This is a genomic window from Streptomyces celluloflavus (genome assembly GCA_000720995.1).
GTDB classification, from domain to species: domain Bacteria; phylum Actinomycetota; class Actinomycetes; order Streptomycetales; family Streptomycetaceae; genus Streptomyces; species Streptomyces celluloflavus.
Map to the genome: position 1 here is coordinate 335,762 of JOEL01000004.1, position 17,456 is coordinate 353,217.

Here is a 17,456-nt window from a genome sequence, read left to right on the forward strand (position 1 = left end):
GGCGGTCTCCCGGCGGGGGGCCGGGCCCGGGGTTCAGAGCTCCGGGCCCTCGCCCGGCTCCTCCTGGTAGGAGTAGCGCTGTTCCTGCCACGGGTCGCCGAGATTGTGGTAGCCGCGCTCCTCCCAGAAGCCGCGGCGGTCCGCCGTCATGTACTCGATGCCGCGGACCCATTTGGGGCCCTTCCAGGCGTAGAGATGCGGCACGATCAGCCGGACCGGGAAACCGTGCTCGGCGGTGAGCAGTTCGCCGGAGCGGTGGGTGGCGAAGAGGCACTTCTCCGCGGCGAAATCCGCCAGCCGCAGATTCGAGCTGAATCCGTACTCGGCCCACACCATCACATGGGTGACATCGGGCGCGGGCGGTGCGAGATCGAGGATGGTGCGGGTGCGCACTCCGCCCCATTCGGCGCCCAGCATGCTGAATTTCGTGACGCAGTGCATATCCGCGACGACCGTCGTATAGGGCAGCGCGGTGAATTCCTCGTGCGTCCAGCAGTGTTTGTCGCCGTCCGCGGTGGCGCCGAACGCCCGGAACTCCCAGCGGTCGGGGCGGAACTTCGGCACCGGCCCGTAATGCGTGACCGGCCAGCCTCGCTGAAGACGCTGCCCCGGGGGCAGCTGAGGATGCTCCTCTTCGCGGCTTTCCGGCTGACCCATGTCCTCCATGTTGTCAGACCGGAAGGGGTGCCCGTTACCAGGGCGGAAGGTATTGGGACAACTCGTACTAAGTGTGCACTTACTGGACGGTCCGCCGGGGCGGTGCGAGGATGCGCGGCACCTGCCCAGTTCTCGCGCGGAAGGAGCCCGCTGCCATGCAGGGCGACCCCGAGGTCATCGAATTCCTCAACGAGCAGCTGACTGCCGAGCTGACCGCGATCAACCAGTACTTCCTGCACGCGAAGATGCAGGAGAACTTCGGCTGGACGAAGCTCGCGAAATACACCCGCGCCGAGTCGTTCGACGAGATGAAGCATGCGGAGATCCTGACGGACCGCATTCTCTTCCTCGAAGGGCTGCCGAACTACCAGCGCCTGTTCCATGTCCGCGTCGGCCAGACCGTCACCGAGATGTTCCAGGCCGACCGGCAGATCGAGGCCGAGGCGATCGACCGGCTCAAGCGCGGTATCGAGGTCATGCGCGCCAAGGCGGACATCACCTCGGCGAACATCTTCGAGGACATCCTCGCGGACGAGGAGCACCACATCGACTATCTCGACACCCAGCTGGAACTGATCGAGAAGCTCGGGGAAGCGCTCTACATCGCCCAGGTCATCGAGCAGCCGAGCTGATCACAGAGCGGCCGGGCCGGCCGCACACGCCCTAGGCGGCTTCCGGAAGCCCCACCGGCGCCGCTTCCGCCACCACTTCGGCCACCGCCACAACCGGCAACTCCACGGCCGGCGGCTGGGCGCCCAGCGGTTCGGACGCACCCGATTCGATGAGCTCGCGCCGGGGGCACGCACCACGGCCGAGCAGCGCCTGGATGCGGCGTACGCAGCCGCCGCAGTCGGTCCCGGCCTTGCAGGCGGAGGCGATCTGGCGCGGCGTACAGGCGCCGGTATCCGCGTGGTCACGGACCTGCTGCTCGGTGATCCCGAAGCAGGAGCAGACGTACACGCGGTTCACCCCCGGAGGAACTGGGCTCGCCGATCGGGATGATCGCGAGTGAGGTAACCCTTACCTTACCTGTCGCGCGGAGTGCTCCACAACGCGGTGGGGCGCGGATCACAGGATCCGCGCCCCACGTGTGTGTCACCGGCCGCCGTCAGCGCCGGACGGCCTCACTGATCGCGGTACATCTCCGCCACCAGGAACGCCAGGTCCAGCGACTGGCTGCGGTTGAGCCGCGGGTCGCAGGCGGTCTCGTAGCGCTGGTGCAGATCGTCGACGAAGATCTCGTCGCCGCCGCCCACGCACTCCGTGACGTCGTCGCCGGTCAGCTCGACGTGGATGCCGCCGGGGTGCGTACCGAGGCTCTTGTGGACCTCGAAGAAGCCCTTGACCTCGTCCAGCACATCGTCGAAGCGCCGGGTCTTGTGACCCGAGGCGGCCTCGAAGGTGTTGCCGTGCATCGGGTCGGTGATCCACGCGACCTTGGCACCGGAGGCGGTGACCTTCTCCACCAGCTCGGGCAGCTTGTCGCGGACCTTGTCCGCGCCCATCCGGGTGATGAAGGTCAGCCGGCCCGGCTCGCGGTCCGGGTCGAGGCGCTCGACGAGGGTGAGCGCCTCCTGCGGCGTGGTGGTCGGGCCGAGCTTGACGCCGATCGGGTTGCGGATCCGGGAGGCGAATTCGAGATGCGCGCCGTCCAGCTGGCGGGTGCGCTCGCCGATCCAGACCATGTGGCCCGAGACGTCGTAGAGGTTGCCGGTGCGCGAGTCGGTGCGGGTGAGCGCCGACTCGTAGTCCAGGATCAGCGCCTCGTGCGAGGAGAAGAACTCGACGGTGCGGAACTCCTCGGGCTCCACCCCGCACGCCTTCATGAAGTTCATCGCGCGGTCGATCTCGCGGGCCAGCGCCTCGTAGCGCTGTCCGGAGGGCGAGGACTTCACGAAGTCCTGGTTCCAGGCGTGCACCTGGCGCAGGTCGGCGTAGCCGCCGGTGGTGAAGGCGCGGACGAGGTTGAGGGTCGCCGCGGAGGCGTGGTACATCCGCTTCAGCCGCTGCGGGTCCGGGATCCGGGCCGCCTCGGTGAACTCGAAGCCGTTGACGGAGTCGCCGCGGTAGGTCGGCAGGGTCACGCCGTCGCGGGTCTCGGTCGATTTGGAGCGCGGCTTGCTGTACTGGCCGGCGATCCGGCCGACCTTGACCACCGGGACGGACCCGGCGTAGGTCAGCACGGCGCCCATCTGGAGCAGCGTCTTGAGCTTGTTCCGGATGTGCTCGGCGGATACGGCGTCGAAAGCCTCCGCGCAGTCGCCGCCCTGAAGCAGGAACGCCTCACCCCGTGCGACCGCGCCCAGGCGCTCGCGCAGCTGGTCGCACTCGCCCGCGAAGACGAGCGGCGGATAGGACTCGAGCTCCGCGATCACATCGCGCAGAGCCTCGTGGTCCGGCCAGTCGGGCTGCTGCGCCGCGGGCAGGTCTCGCCAGGTGTGGCCACCGGCGTGGATTTCAGCGTTCACGGTCACATGACCAACATTACGGGGTTCTCGGGAGCCGCCCTTTCTCCGCCCGGACTTTGAGACACAGCCCACTCGGCGGGACCCGCCTCCTCGGCGCCGCCCGCGCTCCGTACGGCCCCGGACCGCGGGGTTCCCGGCCTCCGGAGCCTCTTCTGTCCCGCACGCCTCATCGGCCCGTTCCTGCGCCGCCGGTCCGCCCGGCTCCGTCGGCCGGTCCCGCCCCGGTCAGTCCGGGAGGGAGTCGTCGGGCGTCCCGTGGGCGAGCGCGGCGAGGGTGGCCAGCGCCTGGTCGAGCTGCTTATGGGCGGGCCCGGCGAGCGCGAGCCGGACGGCGTTCGGCGCCGGGCCCGCGCCCTGGGCACCCTCCGCCGCGACGGCGAAGGCGGCGGCCGGGGTGACGGCGATCCCGTGGCGCGCGGCGGCCGCCAGGAAGGTCTCGGCGCGCCACCGGGCGGGCAGCTCCCACCAGGCGAAGTAGGCGCGCGGGTCGGCGTGTACGCGGAAGCCGGCCAGCCGCTCGCGGAGCAGCGCCTGGCGGACGGCGGCGTCCCGGCGTTTGGCGGCGACGATCCGCTCCAGGCTGCCGTCGGTCAGCCAGCGGGTGACCGCCTCCAGGGCGAAGCCGGTCGCGGTCCAGCCGCCGGAGCGCAGGGCGGCGGAGAGCCGGTCGGTGTGCGCCGGGGGCGCCAGGGCGAGGCCGACGGTCAGGCCCGGGGCGAGCCGTTTGGACAGGCTGTCGATGAGGATCGTCCGGTCGGGGGCGAGCGCGGCGAGCGGCGGGCGGGCGGTGGCGGTGGTGGCGTCCGGACCGGCCGTGTCACCCGGGCCCGTACGGTCCCCGCCCGCCGTCCCGCCCCCGTCCGCCGCGCCGTCCGGGTGCAGGAAGGCCCACACCGCGTCCTCCACGGCCCACAGGTCCAGCTCGCCGAGGGTGGCGGCGAGCTCGGCGCGGCGCCCGGCGGACATCGTCACGCCGAGCGGGTTGTGCAGGGTGGGCTGGACGTAGAGGGCGCGCAGCGGGGCGGCGCGGTGGGCGGCGCGGACCGCGTCCGGGCGCAGTCCGTCCGCGTCGGTGGCCAGCGGGACGAGGGTGATGCCGAGCCGCGCGGCGATGCCCTTGACCATCGGGTAGGTGAGCGCCTCGACGCCGAGGCGTCCCCCCGGCGGGACGAGGGAGGCGAGCGCGCCGGCCATCGCCTGCCGGCCGTTGCCGGCGAAGCGGAGGTGGTCGGGGTCCGGGCGCAGGGCCGGGCCGCTCAGCAGCGCCGCGGCGGCGGTGCGGGCGGCGGGGGTGCCGGCCGGGGCGAGCGGGCGCAGGGCCGCGCCGAGGGCGTCGGGCCGCAGCAGGGGCGCGAGGCCGGCGGCGAGCAGGGCGGACTGTTCGGGGACGACGGGGTAGTTGAGTTCGAGGTTGACGGGGACGGTGCCCGCGGGCGCCGGTTCGGCGAGCGCGGGGCCCGGTGCGTGCCGGGCGGCGCGCACATACGTACCGCGGCCGACCTCGCCGACGGTCAGGCCGCGGCGGGCGAGCTCGCGGTAGACCCGGGTGGCGGTGGAGTTGGCGATGCGGTGCGCGCGGGCGAAGGCGCGCTGGGTGGGGAGGCGGTCGCCGGGGCGCAGCCGTCCGGCGGTGATGTCCGCCGCGACGGCGTCGGCGATGCGCCGGTAGTCCTCCGCGCTCATGATCCGCCCCTCTTCCTTCCGGGTCCTTCTCGCGTTCCGCCCGGTCCCGCCCATTGCCCCCACATTGCTCCGAGAGCAATGTTTTTATTGCACCGAGAGTGTGCGCCTCCTAGCATCGGACGTCAAGGGCCACACGACGGCGCCGGCCTCCGGCGCCGTCGTCAACAACCAGGCGAATGAGGCGAGTTGCGTTGAGCACGGCTGCCGTCGGGGGAATCACCGTCGGGTACGAGGACCGGGGCACCGGGGCACCGCTGGTGCTCGTCCACGGGCATCCCTTCGACCGGACGATGTGGGCGCCGCAGACCGCGGCGTTCGGCGCGGCGCGACCGGGTTCCGGATGGCGGGTGATCGTGCCTGATCTGCGGGGGTACGGCGCGTCGACCGTCGTCCCCGGCGTCACACCGCTGGAGACGTTCGCCCGCGATATCGCCGGGCTGCTGGACGTACTGGGCCTCGGGGCCGAACGGATCGTGCTCGGCGGGCTGTCGATGGGCGGCCAGATCGCCCTGGAGTTCGCCCGGCTCTTCCCGGAGCGGCTGCGCGGACTGGTCCTCGCCGACACCTTCGCGCAGGGCGAGAGCGCCGAGGGCAAGGCGCGGCGCAACGCCCTCGCCGACCGGCTGCTGCGCGAGGGCATGGGCGGCTACACCGACGAGGTACTGGACAAGATGGTCGCGCCGGAGAACATCGCGCGGCAGCCGGAGGTCGCCGGGCACGTCCGCCGCATGATGCTCGCCGCCCCGCCCGAGGGCGCCGCCGCCGCGCTCCGCGGCCGGGCCGAACGCCCCGACTACACCGGGCTGTTGGGGCGGATCGTGGTGCCGACGCTGGTGGTGGTCGGGCGGGACGACACCTACACACCGGTCGCCGACGCGGAATTCCTGCACCGGCGCATCCCGGGTGCCGCGCTCGCGGTCATCGAGGACGCCGCCCATCTGCCCAACCTCGAACAGCCCACCGCCTTCGACGCGGTACTGGCCGATTTTCTGGCCGGTCTGCGTCCGTCCCCCGCCCCGGCGCCGGGCGTCGGGTAAAGTTCCGCTCATGTACGCGCAACCGGTCATGAGCATGAACTGGTGGTGGACCGCTCATCCGGCGGCCCACTGATTCGCGCGCGCACCACTGACATCGCGAAGGCCGCCCCGAGGGGCGGCCTTCTGTCGTACGGCGGCCGTTCCTCCCCTCCCGGAAGGAACCTGCCATGCACCGCGCACCCGCCGCTCCCGCCGTCCCCCGCACCGATACCGCCGCCCTCGTCCAGCGCCTGCTCGATCCCGGCTGCCCGCCGTTCGCCCTGCTGCGCCGCCGCTCCCCCGGGCGGGACACCACCGTCGTCGAGGTGCTGATCGGCGAGGTGACCGAGGTCGAGCGGCTGGCGGACATCCCGCTGGCCGACGGCGCCCCCGACGCGCCGGTGACCGACGCGCTCGCGCTGATCCCCTTCCGGCAGATCCGCGAGCGCGGTTTCGAGGCCCACGACGACGGCACACCGCTCGCCGTGCTGCGCCCCCGCGAGTGCGCCGAAATCCCCCTGGACGCGCTGCTGGCGGCGCTCCCCACGCACGATGTCCGGGTGACGGACGGCGCGTTCGATGTGGACGACGCGGCGTACGCGGGGACCGTCGGGCGGATCCTCCGGGACGAGATCGGCAGCGGCGAGGGCGCCAACTTCGTCATCCGCAGGACGTTCGAGGGGGAGATCGCGGGCTTCTCGGCGGCCGACGCGCTGGCCCTCTTCCGGCGGCTGCTGGCCGGCGAGCGCGGCGCGTACTGGACGTATGTCGTACACCGGCCCGGGGTGCGCACGCTCGTCGGCGCCAGCCCCGAGGTGCATGTGCGGATGAGCGGCGGCACGGTCGTGATGAACCCGATCAGCGGCACCTATCGCTACCCGGCCGGTGGCCCCACCGCCGAGAGCCTGCTGGCGTTTCTCGGCGACCGCAAGGAGGTGGAGGAGCTGTCCATGGTGGTGGACGAGGAGCTGAAGATGATGTGCACCGTCGGCGACATGGGCGGTGTGGTCGTCGGGCCCCGGCTCAAGGAAATGGCCCACCTGGCGCACACCGAGTACGAGCTGCGCGGCCGGTCCAGCCTCGATGTGCGCGAGGTGCTCAAGGAGACGATGTTCGCGGCGACGGTCACCGGGTCGCCGGTGCAGAACGCCTGCCGGGTCATCGCCCGGTACGAGCCCGCCGGGCCCGACGGACGGGGCCGCGGCTACTACGCGGGCGCGCTGGCGCTGATCGGCCGGGACGCCGGCGGCGGGCAGACGCTGGACTCGCCGATCCTGATCCGTACCGCCGACATCGCCGCGGACGGCCGGCTGCGGGTGCCGGTCGGCGCCACCCTGGTGCGCGCCTCCGATCCGCACGGCGAGGTCGCCGAGACGCACGCCAAGGCGGCCGGGGTGCTCACCGCGCTGGGCGTACGGTCCGCACCGGCCGGCGCCGGGGCCGCGGGGCGGCCGCCGCACCTGGCCGACGACCCGCGGGTGCGCGCCGCGCTCGACGCCCGCCGCGCCGATCTCGCCCCCTTCTGGCTGCGGATGCAGAGCACCGCGCCGACCGCCGCGCTGCGCGGCCACGCGCTGGTCGTCGACGCCGAGGACACCTTCACCGCGATGCTGGCGCATCTGCTGCGCACCTCGGGGCTGACCGTCACCGTCCGCCGCTACGACGAACCGGGGCTGCGCGCGACCGTCCGGGCGCACCGGGGGCCGGTCGTGCTGGGCCCCGGCCCCGGCAACCCGTCCGACGCCGCCGACCCCAAGATGCGCTTCCTGCGCTCCCTGACCGCGGAGCTCGTCGCCGGCCACCGGCACGGGCTGCTCGGGGTCTGCCTCGGGCACGAGCTGCTCGCCGCGGAGCTGGGGCTGGAGATCGTCCGCAAGGACGTGCCGTTCCAGGGCGCCCAGGAGCGCATCGACTTCTTCGGGCGCCCGGAGACGGTCGGTTTCTACAACACCTTCACGGCCCGCTGCGACGACCGCACGGCCGCCGAACTGGCCATGCACCGGGTGGAGTTGAGCCGGGACGCGGAGACCGGCGAGGTGCACGCGCTGCGCGGCCCCGGCTTCGCGGGCGTGCAGTTCCACCCCGAGTCGGTGCTGTCCCTGGACGGCGCCTCGGTCACCGCACAGCTGCTGGCCGCTGTCCTGGTGTGACGAGCGTGTTCTCGTTGGTGCGGCCGGCCAGATAGTCCTCGACATTGGCGACGGTGGTGTCGACGATCTGGCCGACCGCTTCCGCGGTGAAGTACGCCTGATGGGAGGTGACCAGGACGTTCCCGAAGGTCATCAGGCGGGCGAGGGTGTCGTCGCTGATGACGTCGAGGGACTTGTCGAGGAAGAAGAGCCCGGCCTCTTCCTCGTAGACGTCCAGTCCGACGCCGGCGAGCCGGCCCGCCTTGAGCGTCTCGACCAGGGCCGCGGTGTCGACCAGCCCGCCGCGGCTGGAGTTGACGAGGATCGCGTCGTCCTTCATGGCGGCCAGCGCGTCGGCGTCGATGAGATGCCGGGTGGCCGCCAGCAGCGGGACGTGCAGGGTGATCAGGTCCGCCTCGGCGAACAGCTGCCGCTGGTCGACGTAGCGCATGCCGAGGTCGACGCAGGCGGGGTTCTCGGCGATGTCCCAGCCCAGCAGGTTCATCCCGAAGCCGTGGGCGATCCGGGTGAACGCCTCGCCGATCTTGCCGGTGCCGATCACCCCGGCCGTACGGCCGCGCAGATCGCGGCCCATCAGACCGTCCAGCCGGAAGTCGAAGTTGCGGGTGCGGTTGACGGCCCGTACGAGCCCCCGGTTCACGGCCAGCGCCAGGGTCCAGGCGAATTCGGCGACCGCGTACGGGGAGTAGGCGGAGACCCGGCCGATGGTCAGTCCGAGGTCGGCCGCGGCCTCCAGATCGATGTTGTTGAAGCCGGTGGAGCGCTGGGCGATCATCTTCGTGCCGCCGGCCGCGAGGGACTGCAGGACCTCGGCGCTCAGGTCGTCGTTGACGCTCGCGCTGACGACCGCGTAGCCGGCGGCGATGGGCGCGGTGTCGCGGTTGAGGAAGACATCCAGACAGCGGACCTGGTGCCGTTCGGCGAACGCCTTCTCCAGCAGCGGCCGCTCGTCCACCTGCACCCCGAACGCGACGATATCCACGTTTCTCCCACCGATCCCGATTCACCCGCTGATGAGCGATAGGCCGAATATGACGAATATGCCGAATATACGGCCCATCGCTCGGCGGTGCCGTCCGGAGACCGGGCGGGGGAACACCCCGGGGTACGCCGCCCCGGGAGGGGCGGCGGGGAGCCTCAGCAGGGAGCTTCGGCAGGGAGCCTCAGCGGGAAGGCGTCGCTCAGCCGAAGAAGACGCCGGCCTCGGCGTAGAGCGCCGGATCGACGGTCTTCAGCTTCGCGGTCGCCTCCTCGATCGGCACCCGGACGATGTCCGTACCGCGCAGCGCGACCATCTTCCCGAAGTCACCGTCCCGCACCGCGTCGATGGCGTGCAGTCCGAAGCGGGTGGCCAGCCAGCGGTCGAAGGCGCTGGGTGTGCCGCCGCGCTGGGTGTGCCCGAGCACGGTCGTGCGCGCCTCCTTGCCCGTACGCCGTTCGATCTCCTTGGCCAGCCACTCCCCCACGCCGGAGAGCCGGACGTGCCCGAAGGAGTCGGTGCTGCCGTCCTTGAGGACCATCTGGCCGTCCTTGGGCATCGCCCCCTCGGCGATGACGACGATCGGCGCGTAGCGGACCTTGAAGCGGGCGTCGATCCAGCCGCAGACCTGCCCGACGTCGAAGCGCTGCTCGGGGATGAGGATGACGTTGGCGCCGCCGGCCAGGCCCGAATGCAGCGCGATCCAGCCGGCGTGCCGGCCCATCACCTCGACCACCAGCACCCGCATATGCGATTCGGCGGTGGTGTGCAGCCGGTCGATGGCCTCGGTGGCGACGCCGACGGCGGTGTCGAAACCGAAGGTGTAGTCGGTGGCCGAGAGGTCGTTGTCGATGGTCTTGGGGACGCCGACGCACGGGATGCCGAATTCGCCGGAGAGCCGGGTGGCGACGCCGAGGGTGTCCTCACCGCCGATCGTGATCAGCGCGTCGACCTCCTCCTTGGCCAGGGTCGCCTTGATCCGGCGGACGCCGTCCGCCTCCTTGAAGGGGTTGGTCCGCGAGGAGCCCAGGATCGTGCCGCCCCGGGGCAGGATGCCGCGCACCGCCGAGATGTCCAGCGGCATCGTGTCGCCCGTCAGCGGGCCGCGCCAGCCGTTCCGGAAGCCGACGAAGTCATATCCGTACTCCTGGGTGCCCTTGCGGACCACGCCTCGCATCACCGCGTTCAGACCGGGGCAGTCGCCACCGCCGGTCAGCACTCCGACCCGCATCGCTGCTTCACCTACATCCCGTCAGTGGCCGCGCACACGGCCGTGAATGAGCCGACCCCGGTCACGCTAAAGGTGATCTGGGTCACTCCGGGATGGGGTGGGCGCCGACTCCGTTGATTCGCCGGGGAGTTGGGACACGGCGTTCACCCGTACGAGCGGACCGGGCCGTCCGGCCGGCGGCTACGCCCCGCTACACCTCGTCGAGGCCGCGCTCTATCGCGTACCGCACCAGCTCGACGCGGTTGTGCAACTGGAGCTTGCCGAGGGTGTTCTGCACGTGGTTCTGCACCGTGCGGTGCGAGATGACCAGCCGTTCGGCGATCTGCTTGTACGAGAGCCCCTTGGCCACCAGGCGCAGCACCTCGGTCTCCCGGTCGGTCAGCTGCGGCGCGCCGGGCTCGTCCGGCGCCGCCGGTGCCGGTTCGGTGGCCAGTCTGCGGTACTCGCCGAGCACCAGTCCGGCCAGGCCGGGGGTGAACACCGGGTCGCCGGCGGCGGTGCTGCGCACCGCGTCCAGCAGTTCCCGGGTGCTCGCCGACTTCAGGAGGTAGCCGGTCGCGCCGGACTTGACCGCCTCCAGGACATCGGCGTGCTCACCGCTCGCGGAGAGCACCAGCACCCGCAGCGCCGGATCCCCGCCGACCAGTTCCTTGCACACCTGGACACCGGGCAGCCCCGGCAGATTGAGATCCAGGACCAGGACATCGGGCGCCGCGGCCCGCGCCCGGCGCACCGCCTGGAGGCCGTCCCCGGCCGTCGCCACCACGTCGAATCCGGCCTCCGCCAGATCCCGCGCGACCGCGTCGCGCCACATCGGGTGGTCGTCGACCACCATCACCCGCAGGCCCGCCTGCTCACTCACGCTCTCTCGCCCTCCCCCGCCTCGTGCCCCCGGGCGCGGCGCCCTTGGGGACCTTCAACTCCACTTCCGTGCCCTGGCCCGGGACCGAGATCCAGTCGGCGCTGCCGCCCAGCTCCCGCAGCCGCCCGCGGATCGAGAGGGCGACCCCGAGCCGGCCCTCCCGCTCGGCGTCGGCGAGCCGCCCCTCGGCGATGCCGGGGCCGTCGTCGCGCACCGTCACGAGCACCGCGTCCGGTTCGTCCTCCACCAGGATCCACGCGCGGGCGGCGGCCCCCGCATGCACCCGCACATTGTCCAACGCGGCACCGACAGCGGCCGCCAGTTCGGCCGCCGCCGCGGCCGGCAGCTCCACCGGGGCGCCGGGCTCGGAGAAGGTGACCCCGGCACCGGCGTACGGCGCGAGCAGCGCCCGGATGTCGCACGGACTGGTGACGGGCGCCGGCCGCACCGGCCCGGTCCGGCCGGTGGGCGGTGGTCCGGCGCCGGTAGCGGGCGCCACCGCGTCCGCCGCGCCGTCCGGCGCCGCGACGCGCTGCGGCCCCACCAGTCCGCCGGAGACCAGGGTGCGCAGCGCGACCTCCTGTTCGCCCGCCATCCGGCCGAGTTCGGCCGCCTCACCGCCGATCGCCGCGCCGCGCCGCTGCACCATCGCCAGCACCTGGAGCACGCTGTCGTGGATGTCGCGGGCCAGCCGCTCCCGTTCCCGGGTGGCGGCCTCGATCTGGAGGGCGCGGGCGAGGGTGCGCTCACTGGCGCGGGCCACCTCGACGACATAGCCGATCGCCACGCTCGCCACCCACACCAGGACGACGTTGTGGATGGTGCCGCGGGCCAGCTCCTGACGCTCGATCAGGTTGGCGACGGCGACCGCGCTGGACGCCGCCGCGGCCCACCGCCAGCCGCCCTTGATCGCGAAGCCCAGCACTGCGCTGGCCGCCCAGATCGACGGCAGCGTCGGCGAACCGCCCATGATGCGGGCGTGCGTGTCGACCAGCGAGGTGAGCAGGATGCCGCCGACCACCAGCGTGAGGTCGATGACCAGGAACCGCCGCGTACAGCGCTCGGCGGAGGTCGTCCGGCGCCAGGTCAGCGCCATCCAGACGGTGAGCGTGCCCATATAGGCGGCGGCGCCCAGCGGATGGGCGTAGTGGGGGTAGGAGAACGCGACCAGGGCGAAGGTGTAGCAGAAGGTGAGGATGCGGTAGCCGGTGAGCGCGCGCCACAGCGGCAGCTCGACGGACATCCGTACCACCTTCGGACGCCTGCCGCTGCCCCTGGCGGCACCACCGCGCACCGTCGGTATGTCCGCTTCCGTCATGCCGGCCCCCACCCCTCGCCGGGCCCGGCCGGTCGCCGTCACCGGTCCTGCCCGCGCCGTCCGGGCCGCTCCGGCCCGCCTGGTCCGTCGTGTCGCCCGCCCGGCGGGACCCGGGACATGTGATCACCGTGGTGCCTACCCGGACCGGCACGCCGCTCCCGGCGCCCCGCCGCCGTGCGGTGAGCGCACCGGACACCCCGCCCTCCGGGCGAACGGTGCCACGGTGACGCCCCGCCCTAGGGCGTGTCGGTCTTCTGCTGCTCCGCGTCGGCCTTCTTCTTCGCCTCCGCAGCCTTCGCCTGCTCGGCGATCTGCCGCTTGGCCGCGGTCGCGTAGATGTCGACGTACTCCTGGCCGGACAGCTTCATGATCTCGTACATGACCTCGTCGGTGACCGACCGCAGGATGAAGCGGTCGCCCTCCATGCCCTGATAGCGGGCGAAGTCCAGCGGTTTGCCGATGCGGATGCCCGGCCGGATCATCTTCGGCACGATCTTGCCCGGCGGCTGCACCTTCTCGGTGTCGATCATCGCGACGGGGATGACCGGCGCGCCCGTGGCCAGCGCGACCCGCGCCAGACCGCCCGGCTTGCCGCGGTAGAGCCGGCCGTCCGGAGAGCGGGTGCCCTCCGGGTAGATGCCGAACAGCTCACCGCGCTCCAGCACCTCGATACCGCTGCGGACCGCCGCCTCGCCCGCGCCGCGGCCGCCCGAACGGTCGACCGGAAGCTGGCCCACGCCCTTGAAGAACGCGGCCGTCAGCTTCCCCTTCACCCCCGGAGAGGTGAAATATTCCGCCTTCGCGATGAAGGTGACCTTGCGGTCCAGCACCGCGGGCAGGAAGAAGGAGTCCGAGAAGGACAGATGGTTGCTCGCGAGGATCGCGGGACCCTCGGCGGGAATGTTCTCGATGCCTTCCACCCAGGGCCGGAAGGCAAGCTTCAGGGACCCGCCGATGGAAAACTTCATTGCGCCGTAGATCAACCGACTGCCTCCTGTGTGTGACGCAAAGACCTTAACCTGCCCCGGCGTCCCGCTCACCGCGGCGGGGCGACGAGCCCCCGGCGACGCCCGGCACAGGCCCCGCGACCTGCTCCCGCGGCCGTCGTCCGGCCTACCCGGCCGGCGCCGCGCCGCGTACCCTGAGGTAACCATCCAGCTCCCCTCTTCGATCGGAGTCTTCCGGTGCCGCTCCTTCCCGGAGCCGAGCCGTTCCGCCGTGACGGCGGAGAGGTCGGCGTCCTTGTGTGCCACGGCTTCACCGGCTCCCCTCAGTCCGTACGCCCCTGGGCGGAATATCTCGCCGACCGCGGGCTGAGCGTCGCGCTGCCGCTGCTGCCCGGCCACGGCACCCGCTGGCAGGACATGCAGGTCACGACCTGGCAGGACTGGTACGCCGAGGTGGACCGCGAGCTGCGGGCGCTGACCGAGCGCTGCTCGCGGGTCTTCGTGTGCGGGCTGTCGATGGGCGGCGCGCTGGCGCTGCGGCTGGCCGCCAAGCACGGCGACGCGATCAGCGGGGTGGCCGTGGTCAACCCCGCCAACCGCGTGCACGACGCGGCGGCGCCGCTGCTCCCGGTGCTGCGCCATGTCGTGCGGACGACCAAGGGGGTGGCGAGCGATATCGCCAAGCCCGGCGCGCAGGAGGTCGGCTACGACCGGGTACCGCTGCACGCCGCGTATTCGGTGCGCCGGTTCTTCCGCCAGGTCGACTCCGAACTCCCCTGCGTCACCCAGCCGTTGCTGGTGATGACCAGCCCGCAGGACCATGTCGTCCCGCCCGCGGACTCCGAGCGCATCCTGAGCCGGGTCTCCTCGACGGACGTACGGCACAAGCTGCTGGAGCGCAGCTACCACGTCGCGACGCTCGACCACGACGCCGAGCAGATCTTCGAGGACACCTTCGCCTTCATCGCCCGGCTCGCACCGGAGGCGCGGTCGGGCGCGGCGCGGGAGGGGACGGCGGCCAGTGGTGGAGCGTAGCCCCCGCGACCCCCGGGATCCGCTGGACGAGGAGGCCGCCTGGGCCGAGATCGTCGCGGGTTACGGCGAGCGGCCGCCGTTCCCGGCACCGGACGACGCCGGCGACGGCGGCAAGGACCGCGGCGACGGTGGCGACGGCACGGCCGCGCGGCCGGCGGGCGCCGCCGGTCCGGCGGGTGTCCCGGGCACCCCCGGCGCCCTCGACCTGACGAAGCCGGGCGCGGCCGAGGCCCGCCCGCCGGCCGGCGGGGACGCGGCCGGCGACGGAGCGGCGGACGGCCCCGCGCGCGAGAACCAGCCAAAGAACGGTCCCGATCAGGGCGGACCCGGCAGCCCCGCGGGCACCGGCCGGCCGGGCGGCTTCATCGTCTTCGCGCCCGGCGTCGGACCGCGCGACTGGTCGGCCGCCGAACCGTCCGACGACGACTTCGACGCGAGCGACGAGGGGCACTTCACCCCGCCCGAACCGCCCCCGCTGCCGAGCGCCGATGTCACCACCAAGTTCGCCTGGCTCGCGGTGCTCGGCGGTCCGCTGCTGCTGGTGCTGATGGTGCTCTTCCAGCAGCCGGTGACGTGGTGGATCGCGGTGCTGGGCATCGGCGGCTTCCTCGGGGGCTTCGCCACCCTCGTGGCCCGGATGAAGCACGACGACGAGGATGACGACGACGTGCCGGGCAGCGGCGCGGTCGTCTAGCGGGGCGGCCGTCTAGCGGGGCGGCGGAGCCGGGTGGCGCAGGCGCCCCCGGCTCAAGGCCGGCTCGCGTCCGGCTCAGGGCCGGTGGGCGAGTGCGGCCGGGACGCGCAGCGCCGCCAGCACCGGGAGATGGTCGGTGGCGGCCCTGAGGTCCGCCTCGCGCACGCCCGGCAGGCCGTGCGGGACGCCGCAGCCCAGCACCTCGACACCGTCCGTCGTGAAGACCGCGTCGATGCGCTGTCGCGGCGCGGCCGGTGTGGAGGTGAACTCCCCGCCCCACGGTTTCGCCGCCCAGGCGTCGGTGAGCCCATCCGCCAGCCGCCGGTAACTGCGGCCGTCCGGCCGGTCGTTGAGGTCTCCGGCGGCGACGGCGTACGGCACGTCCAGTTGCGCCAGCCGCGCCAGCAGCAGCCCGGCCTGCCCGTAACGCTCCGCGGCGGAGAGGCTGAGATGGCAGCTGAGCACGCCGAGCCGGGCGCCCCCGAACCGGAGCACCGCGGTCGCGAAACCGCGCTGGTGCAGTCCGGGGGTGCGGGGCAGCAGGACGTCCTCCGTGCGCTCCACATGAGCGCGGAGCGTGGAGAGGATCATCGGGCCCGCGGCCGTGCCGCCGCCGGTGACGTACACCAGCCCCGACGCGCGGGCCAGCCGCTCGGCGGCCTTGCGCCAGCGGAAGAACCGCGGCGCCTCCTGGACGAGCACGAGATCGGGGGCGCAGGCCCGGATGACCCGGACCAACGCCGCCCGGTCGTCGCGCATCGAGCGGATGTTGTAGCTGAGCACCCGGATGACCGCGGAGCCGTCCGCCGCGGTGCCGGACGCGGGGAGTCCGGGCGGCTCAGCCACCATCGCGGTCAGCCCTGGCGCGCCAGGTCGGCGGCCCCGACCAGACCGGCCCTGCCGCCGAGCTGGGCGGCGAGCACCTGGGCGTGCGGGCGCCACTGATTGCCGACCAGCCAGCGGCGGAAGGACTTGCGGATCGGGTCGAGGACCAGTTCGCCCTCGTCCGAGACGCCGCCGCCGACGATGAAGGCGGACGGGTCGAAGAGCGAGGCGAGGTCGGCCAGGCCCGCACCGGCCCAGCGGGCCAGTTCGCGGAACGAGTCGATGGCGACCGGGTCGCCGCGGCGGGCGGCCGCGCTGATGTGCTTGCCCTGGATGCCCTCGGAGGTGCCGTCGCCCAGCGAGAGCAGCACCGCGGCGTTCTCGGGGGTGGCGAAGGCGCGCTGGCGGGCGTAGCGCAGCAGGGCGCGGCCGGAGGCGTACTGCTCCCAGCAGCCCTGGCTGCCGCAGCCGCACAGCAGTCCGTCGGGGACGACCCGGATGTGGCCGAACTCGGCGGCCACGCCGAAGCGTCCGCGGCGCAGTTTGTTGCCGATGATGATGCCGCCGCCCAGGCCGGTGCCGAGCGTGATGCAGATGACGTCGCTGTGGCCCTGGCCGGCACCGAACTTGTACTCGCCCCAGGCGGCGGCGTTGGCGTCGTTCTCGACGACGACGGGGAGGCCGACGCGCTGCTCGACCTTGTCCTTGAGCGGCTCGTGGCGCCAGTCGATGTTCGGCGCGAAGAGGACCGTGGCCCGCTTCTCGTCGACATAGCCGGCGGCGCCGATGCCGACCGCCTCGATGTGGTGGCCGGCGCCTACCGTCCGGACCGCGTCCGCGATGGCCTCGGTCAGCGCGTCGGTGGCCTGCGGGGTCGGCACCGTGCACGTTTCGAGGATCGCGCCCCCTTCGTCGACCACGCCGGCCGCGATCTTCGTGCCGCCGATGTCGACGCCGATGGTGAGTCCCATGTGTCCCTCAGTTTTTCGCTCGAACCCCGCCGGGGACAACCGTACCGGAGGCGGGGGCGGCGCTCCGGTCCCTCACGGCCGCGGGCCCGGGGTGCCCCGCGCCGGGGCGGCCGCGGCGGGGGTCAGTCGAGGTCGATCCGCTCGGTGCCGGCCGGTCCTTCGTCATCGCGCGGGTCGGTGGCACGGGCACCGTCGGCCGGGCCCGGGGGGTTGCCGAGGTCCTCGCGGGTCCAGCGGCTCTCGCTGCCCTCGACGGCGGAGCGGTAGGCGGCGAGCAGTTCGGAGCCGGCCGCGGCGAGGTGGTCGAAGACGTCGGGGTTGCGCTCGATGACCGGCTCGACGGCCGCTCTGGCCTGCCGGAACAGCTGGCCGACGGCGCCCTGTCCGGCGAGCTGGCCCAGCGGGCCGGGCAGCTGGAGGCCGCTGAGCTTGTCGGTCACGGCTTCGGCGAGCTTGCGCAGTTCCTCGGCGGCGCTGCCCGGCTGCGGGCCGTACTCGGCGCGGCGGCGGGCCTTCTCGGCCGCGAGGTCCTCGGCGCACGCCGCCGCCCAGGCGTCGGCGTCGGGCTCGGCCTGGCGGTCGGCGGGACGATCGGTGGCATCACTCATGGTGAACTCCGT

At 72.9% G+C, this 17,456-nt stretch carries 17 protein-coding genes; 5 read left to right on the top strand and 12 right to left on the bottom strand.

What is annotated here, in order from left to right:
- Nucleotides 1-33: 33 nt before the first annotated feature.
- The gene (locus IH09_RS06560) at nt 34-666 is read right to left on the bottom strand and encodes a sulfite oxidase-like oxidoreductase (protein WP_052854977.1); all 633 of its coding nucleotides are present in this window, start codon (nt 664-666) and stop codon (nt 34-36) included.
- Between the two features lie 146 nt (nt 667-812).
- Here IH09_RS06560 and bfr point away from each other — a divergent pair, with 146 nt between their 5' ends.
- A complete protein-coding gene (gene bfr, locus IH09_RS06565; RefSeq protein ID WP_052854979.1) occupies nt 813-1,289 on the top strand; it encodes a bacterioferritin in 477 nt (158 codons plus the stop codon).
- A 31-nt stretch (nt 1,290-1,320) separates the two neighbouring features.
- Here the strand turns inward: bfr and IH09_RS39650 are convergent, their stop codons facing one another.
- From IH09_RS39650 to IH09_RS06580, 3 genes are all read right to left on the bottom strand, one after another.
- Nucleotides 1,321-1,617: a (2Fe-2S)-binding protein gene (locus tag IH09_RS39650; protein WP_052854981.1), complete on the bottom strand. Its 297-nt coding sequence runs from the start codon at nt 1,615-1,617 to the stop codon at nt 1,321-1,323.
- 164 nt (nt 1,618-1,781) lie between these two features.
- Nucleotides 1,782-3,131, bottom strand: a complete 1,350-nt coding sequence (locus IH09_RS06575) for a class II 3-deoxy-7-phosphoheptulonate synthase (protein WP_052854984.1) — start codon at nt 3,129-3,131, stop codon at nt 1,782-1,784.
- Nucleotides 3,132-3,350: 219 nt separating this feature from the next.
- The gene (locus IH09_RS06580) at nt 3,351-4,808 is read right to left on the bottom strand and encodes an aminotransferase-like domain-containing protein (RefSeq protein ID WP_052854985.1); all 1,458 of its coding nucleotides are present in this window, start codon (nt 4,806-4,808) and stop codon (nt 3,351-3,353) included.
- A gap of 191 nt (nt 4,809-4,999) precedes the next feature.
- On the opposite strand from IH09_RS06580, the gene IH09_RS06585 reads away from it, so the two are divergent.
- Both IH09_RS06585 and IH09_RS06590 read left to right on the top strand, forming a co-directional pair.
- On the top strand, nt 5,000-5,845 hold the full coding sequence (locus IH09_RS06585) for an alpha/beta fold hydrolase (protein ID WP_240151075.1): 846 nt from the start codon (nt 5,000-5,002) through the stop codon (nt 5,843-5,845).
- Between the two features lie 167 nt (nt 5,846-6,012).
- Complete coding sequence (locus IH09_RS06590) at nt 6,013-7,974, top strand: anthranilate synthase family protein (protein WP_052854989.1); 1,962 nt, start codon at nt 6,013-6,015, stop codon at nt 7,972-7,974.
- Here the strand turns inward: IH09_RS06590 and IH09_RS06595 are convergent.
- The 5 genes from IH09_RS06595 to IH09_RS06615 form a co-directional block, all read right to left on the bottom strand.
- Nucleotides 7,940-8,956 carry a 2-hydroxyacid dehydrogenase gene (locus IH09_RS06595; RefSeq protein WP_052854991.1) on the bottom strand — a complete coding sequence of 339 codons (1,017 nt, stop codon included), beginning with the start codon at nt 8,954-8,956 and terminating at the stop codon, nt 7,940-7,942. The two genes, IH09_RS06590 and IH09_RS06595, sit on opposite strands and share 35 nt — an antisense overlap.
- A 199-nt stretch (nt 8,957-9,155) precedes the next feature.
- Complete coding sequence (locus IH09_RS06600) at nt 9,156-10,184, bottom strand: 6-phosphofructokinase (RefSeq protein ID WP_052854995.1); 1,029 nt, start codon at nt 10,182-10,184, stop codon at nt 9,156-9,158.
- 190 nt (nt 10,185-10,374) lie between these two features.
- Nucleotides 10,375-11,046 carry a response regulator gene (locus IH09_RS06605; protein ID WP_052854997.1) on the bottom strand — a complete coding sequence of 224 codons (672 nt, stop codon included), beginning with the start codon at nt 11,044-11,046 and terminating at the stop codon, nt 10,375-10,377.
- Entirely contained in the window at nt 11,039-12,364 is a 1,326-nt protein-coding gene (gene macS / locus IH09_RS06610) for a MacS family sensor histidine kinase (RefSeq protein WP_110952108.1), read from the bottom strand. Before macS ends, IH09_RS06605 begins: the two co-directional genes overlap by 8 nt.
- 236 nt (nt 12,365-12,600) lie before the next feature.
- Complete coding sequence (locus tag IH09_RS06615) at nt 12,601-13,332, bottom strand: lysophospholipid acyltransferase family protein (protein ID WP_052855003.1); 732 nt, start codon at nt 13,330-13,332, stop codon at nt 12,601-12,603.
- Between the two features lie 216 nt (nt 13,333-13,548).
- On the opposite strand from IH09_RS06615, the gene IH09_RS06620 reads away from it, so the two are divergent.
- Together IH09_RS06620 and IH09_RS06625 are read left to right on the top strand one after the other, a co-directional pair.
- On the top strand, nt 13,549-14,346 hold the full coding sequence (locus IH09_RS06620) for an alpha/beta fold hydrolase (RefSeq protein WP_052855004.1): 798 nt from the start codon (nt 13,549-13,551) through the stop codon (nt 14,344-14,346).
- The gene (locus IH09_RS06625) at nt 14,333-15,040 is read left to right on the top strand and encodes a hypothetical protein (RefSeq protein WP_052855006.1); all 708 of its coding nucleotides are present in this window, start codon (nt 14,333-14,335) and stop codon (nt 15,038-15,040) included. The genes IH09_RS06620 and IH09_RS06625 overlap by 14 nt, the downstream gene beginning before the upstream one ends.
- Nucleotides 15,041-15,115: 75 nt before the next feature.
- Here IH09_RS06625 and IH09_RS06630 read toward each other — a convergent pair whose 3' ends face one another.
- The 3 genes from IH09_RS06630 to IH09_RS06640 form a co-directional block, all read right to left on the bottom strand.
- Nucleotides 15,116-15,889 (bottom strand): endonuclease/exonuclease/phosphatase family protein, encoded by a 774-nt coding sequence (locus IH09_RS06630; protein WP_190233216.1) that lies wholly within the window; start codon nt 15,887-15,889, stop codon nt 15,116-15,118.
- Nucleotides 15,890-15,894: 5 nt separating this feature from the next.
- Nucleotides 15,895-16,836 (bottom strand): ROK family glucokinase, encoded by a 942-nt coding sequence (locus IH09_RS06635; protein ID WP_052855009.1) that lies wholly within the window; start codon nt 16,834-16,836, stop codon nt 15,895-15,897.
- A 122-nt stretch (nt 16,837-16,958) separates the two neighbouring features.
- Nucleotides 16,959-17,444 (bottom strand): DUF5304 domain-containing protein, encoded by a 486-nt coding sequence (locus IH09_RS06640; RefSeq protein ID WP_052855012.1) that lies wholly within the window; start codon nt 17,442-17,444, stop codon nt 16,959-16,961.
- Nucleotides 17,445-17,456: the final 12 nt, after the last annotated feature.

Bases quoted from the DNA above. Each gene is read 5' to 3' on its own strand.
- IH09_RS06560 (WP_052854977.1), bottom strand. From the start codon at position 666: ATGGAGGACATGGGTCAGCCGGAAAGCCGCGAAGAGGAGCATCCTCAG.
- bfr (WP_052854979.1), top strand. From the start codon at position 813: ATGCAGGGCGACCCCGAGGTCATCGAATTCCTCAACGAGCAGCTGACT.
- IH09_RS06580 (WP_052854985.1), bottom strand. From the start codon at position 4,808: ATGAGCGCGGAGGACTACCGGCGCATCGCCGACGCCGTCGCGGCGGAC.
- IH09_RS06590 (WP_052854989.1), top strand. From the start codon at position 6,013: ATGCACCGCGCACCCGCCGCTCCCGCCGTCCCCCGCACCGATACCGCC.
- IH09_RS06600 (WP_052854995.1), bottom strand. From the start codon at position 10,184: ATGCGGGTCGGAGTGCTGACCGGCGGTGGCGACTGCCCCGGTCTGAAC.
- macS (WP_110952108.1), bottom strand. From the start codon at position 12,364: ATGACGGAAGCGGACATACCGACGGTGCGCGGTGGTGCCGCCAGGGGC.
- IH09_RS06615 (WP_052855003.1), bottom strand. From the start codon at position 13,332: ATGAAGTTTTCCATCGGCGGGTCCCTGAAGCTTGCCTTCCGGCCCTGG.
- IH09_RS06630 (WP_190233216.1), bottom strand. From the start codon at position 15,889: ATGGTGGCTGAGCCGCCCGGACTCCCCGCGTCCGGCACCGCGGCGGAC.
- IH09_RS06635 (WP_052855009.1), bottom strand. From the start codon at position 16,836: ATGGGACTCACCATCGGCGTCGACATCGGCGGCACGAAGATCGCGGCC.
- IH09_RS06640 (WP_052855012.1), bottom strand. From the start codon at position 17,444: ATGAGTGATGCCACCGATCGTCCCGCCGACCGCCAGGCCGAGCCCGAC.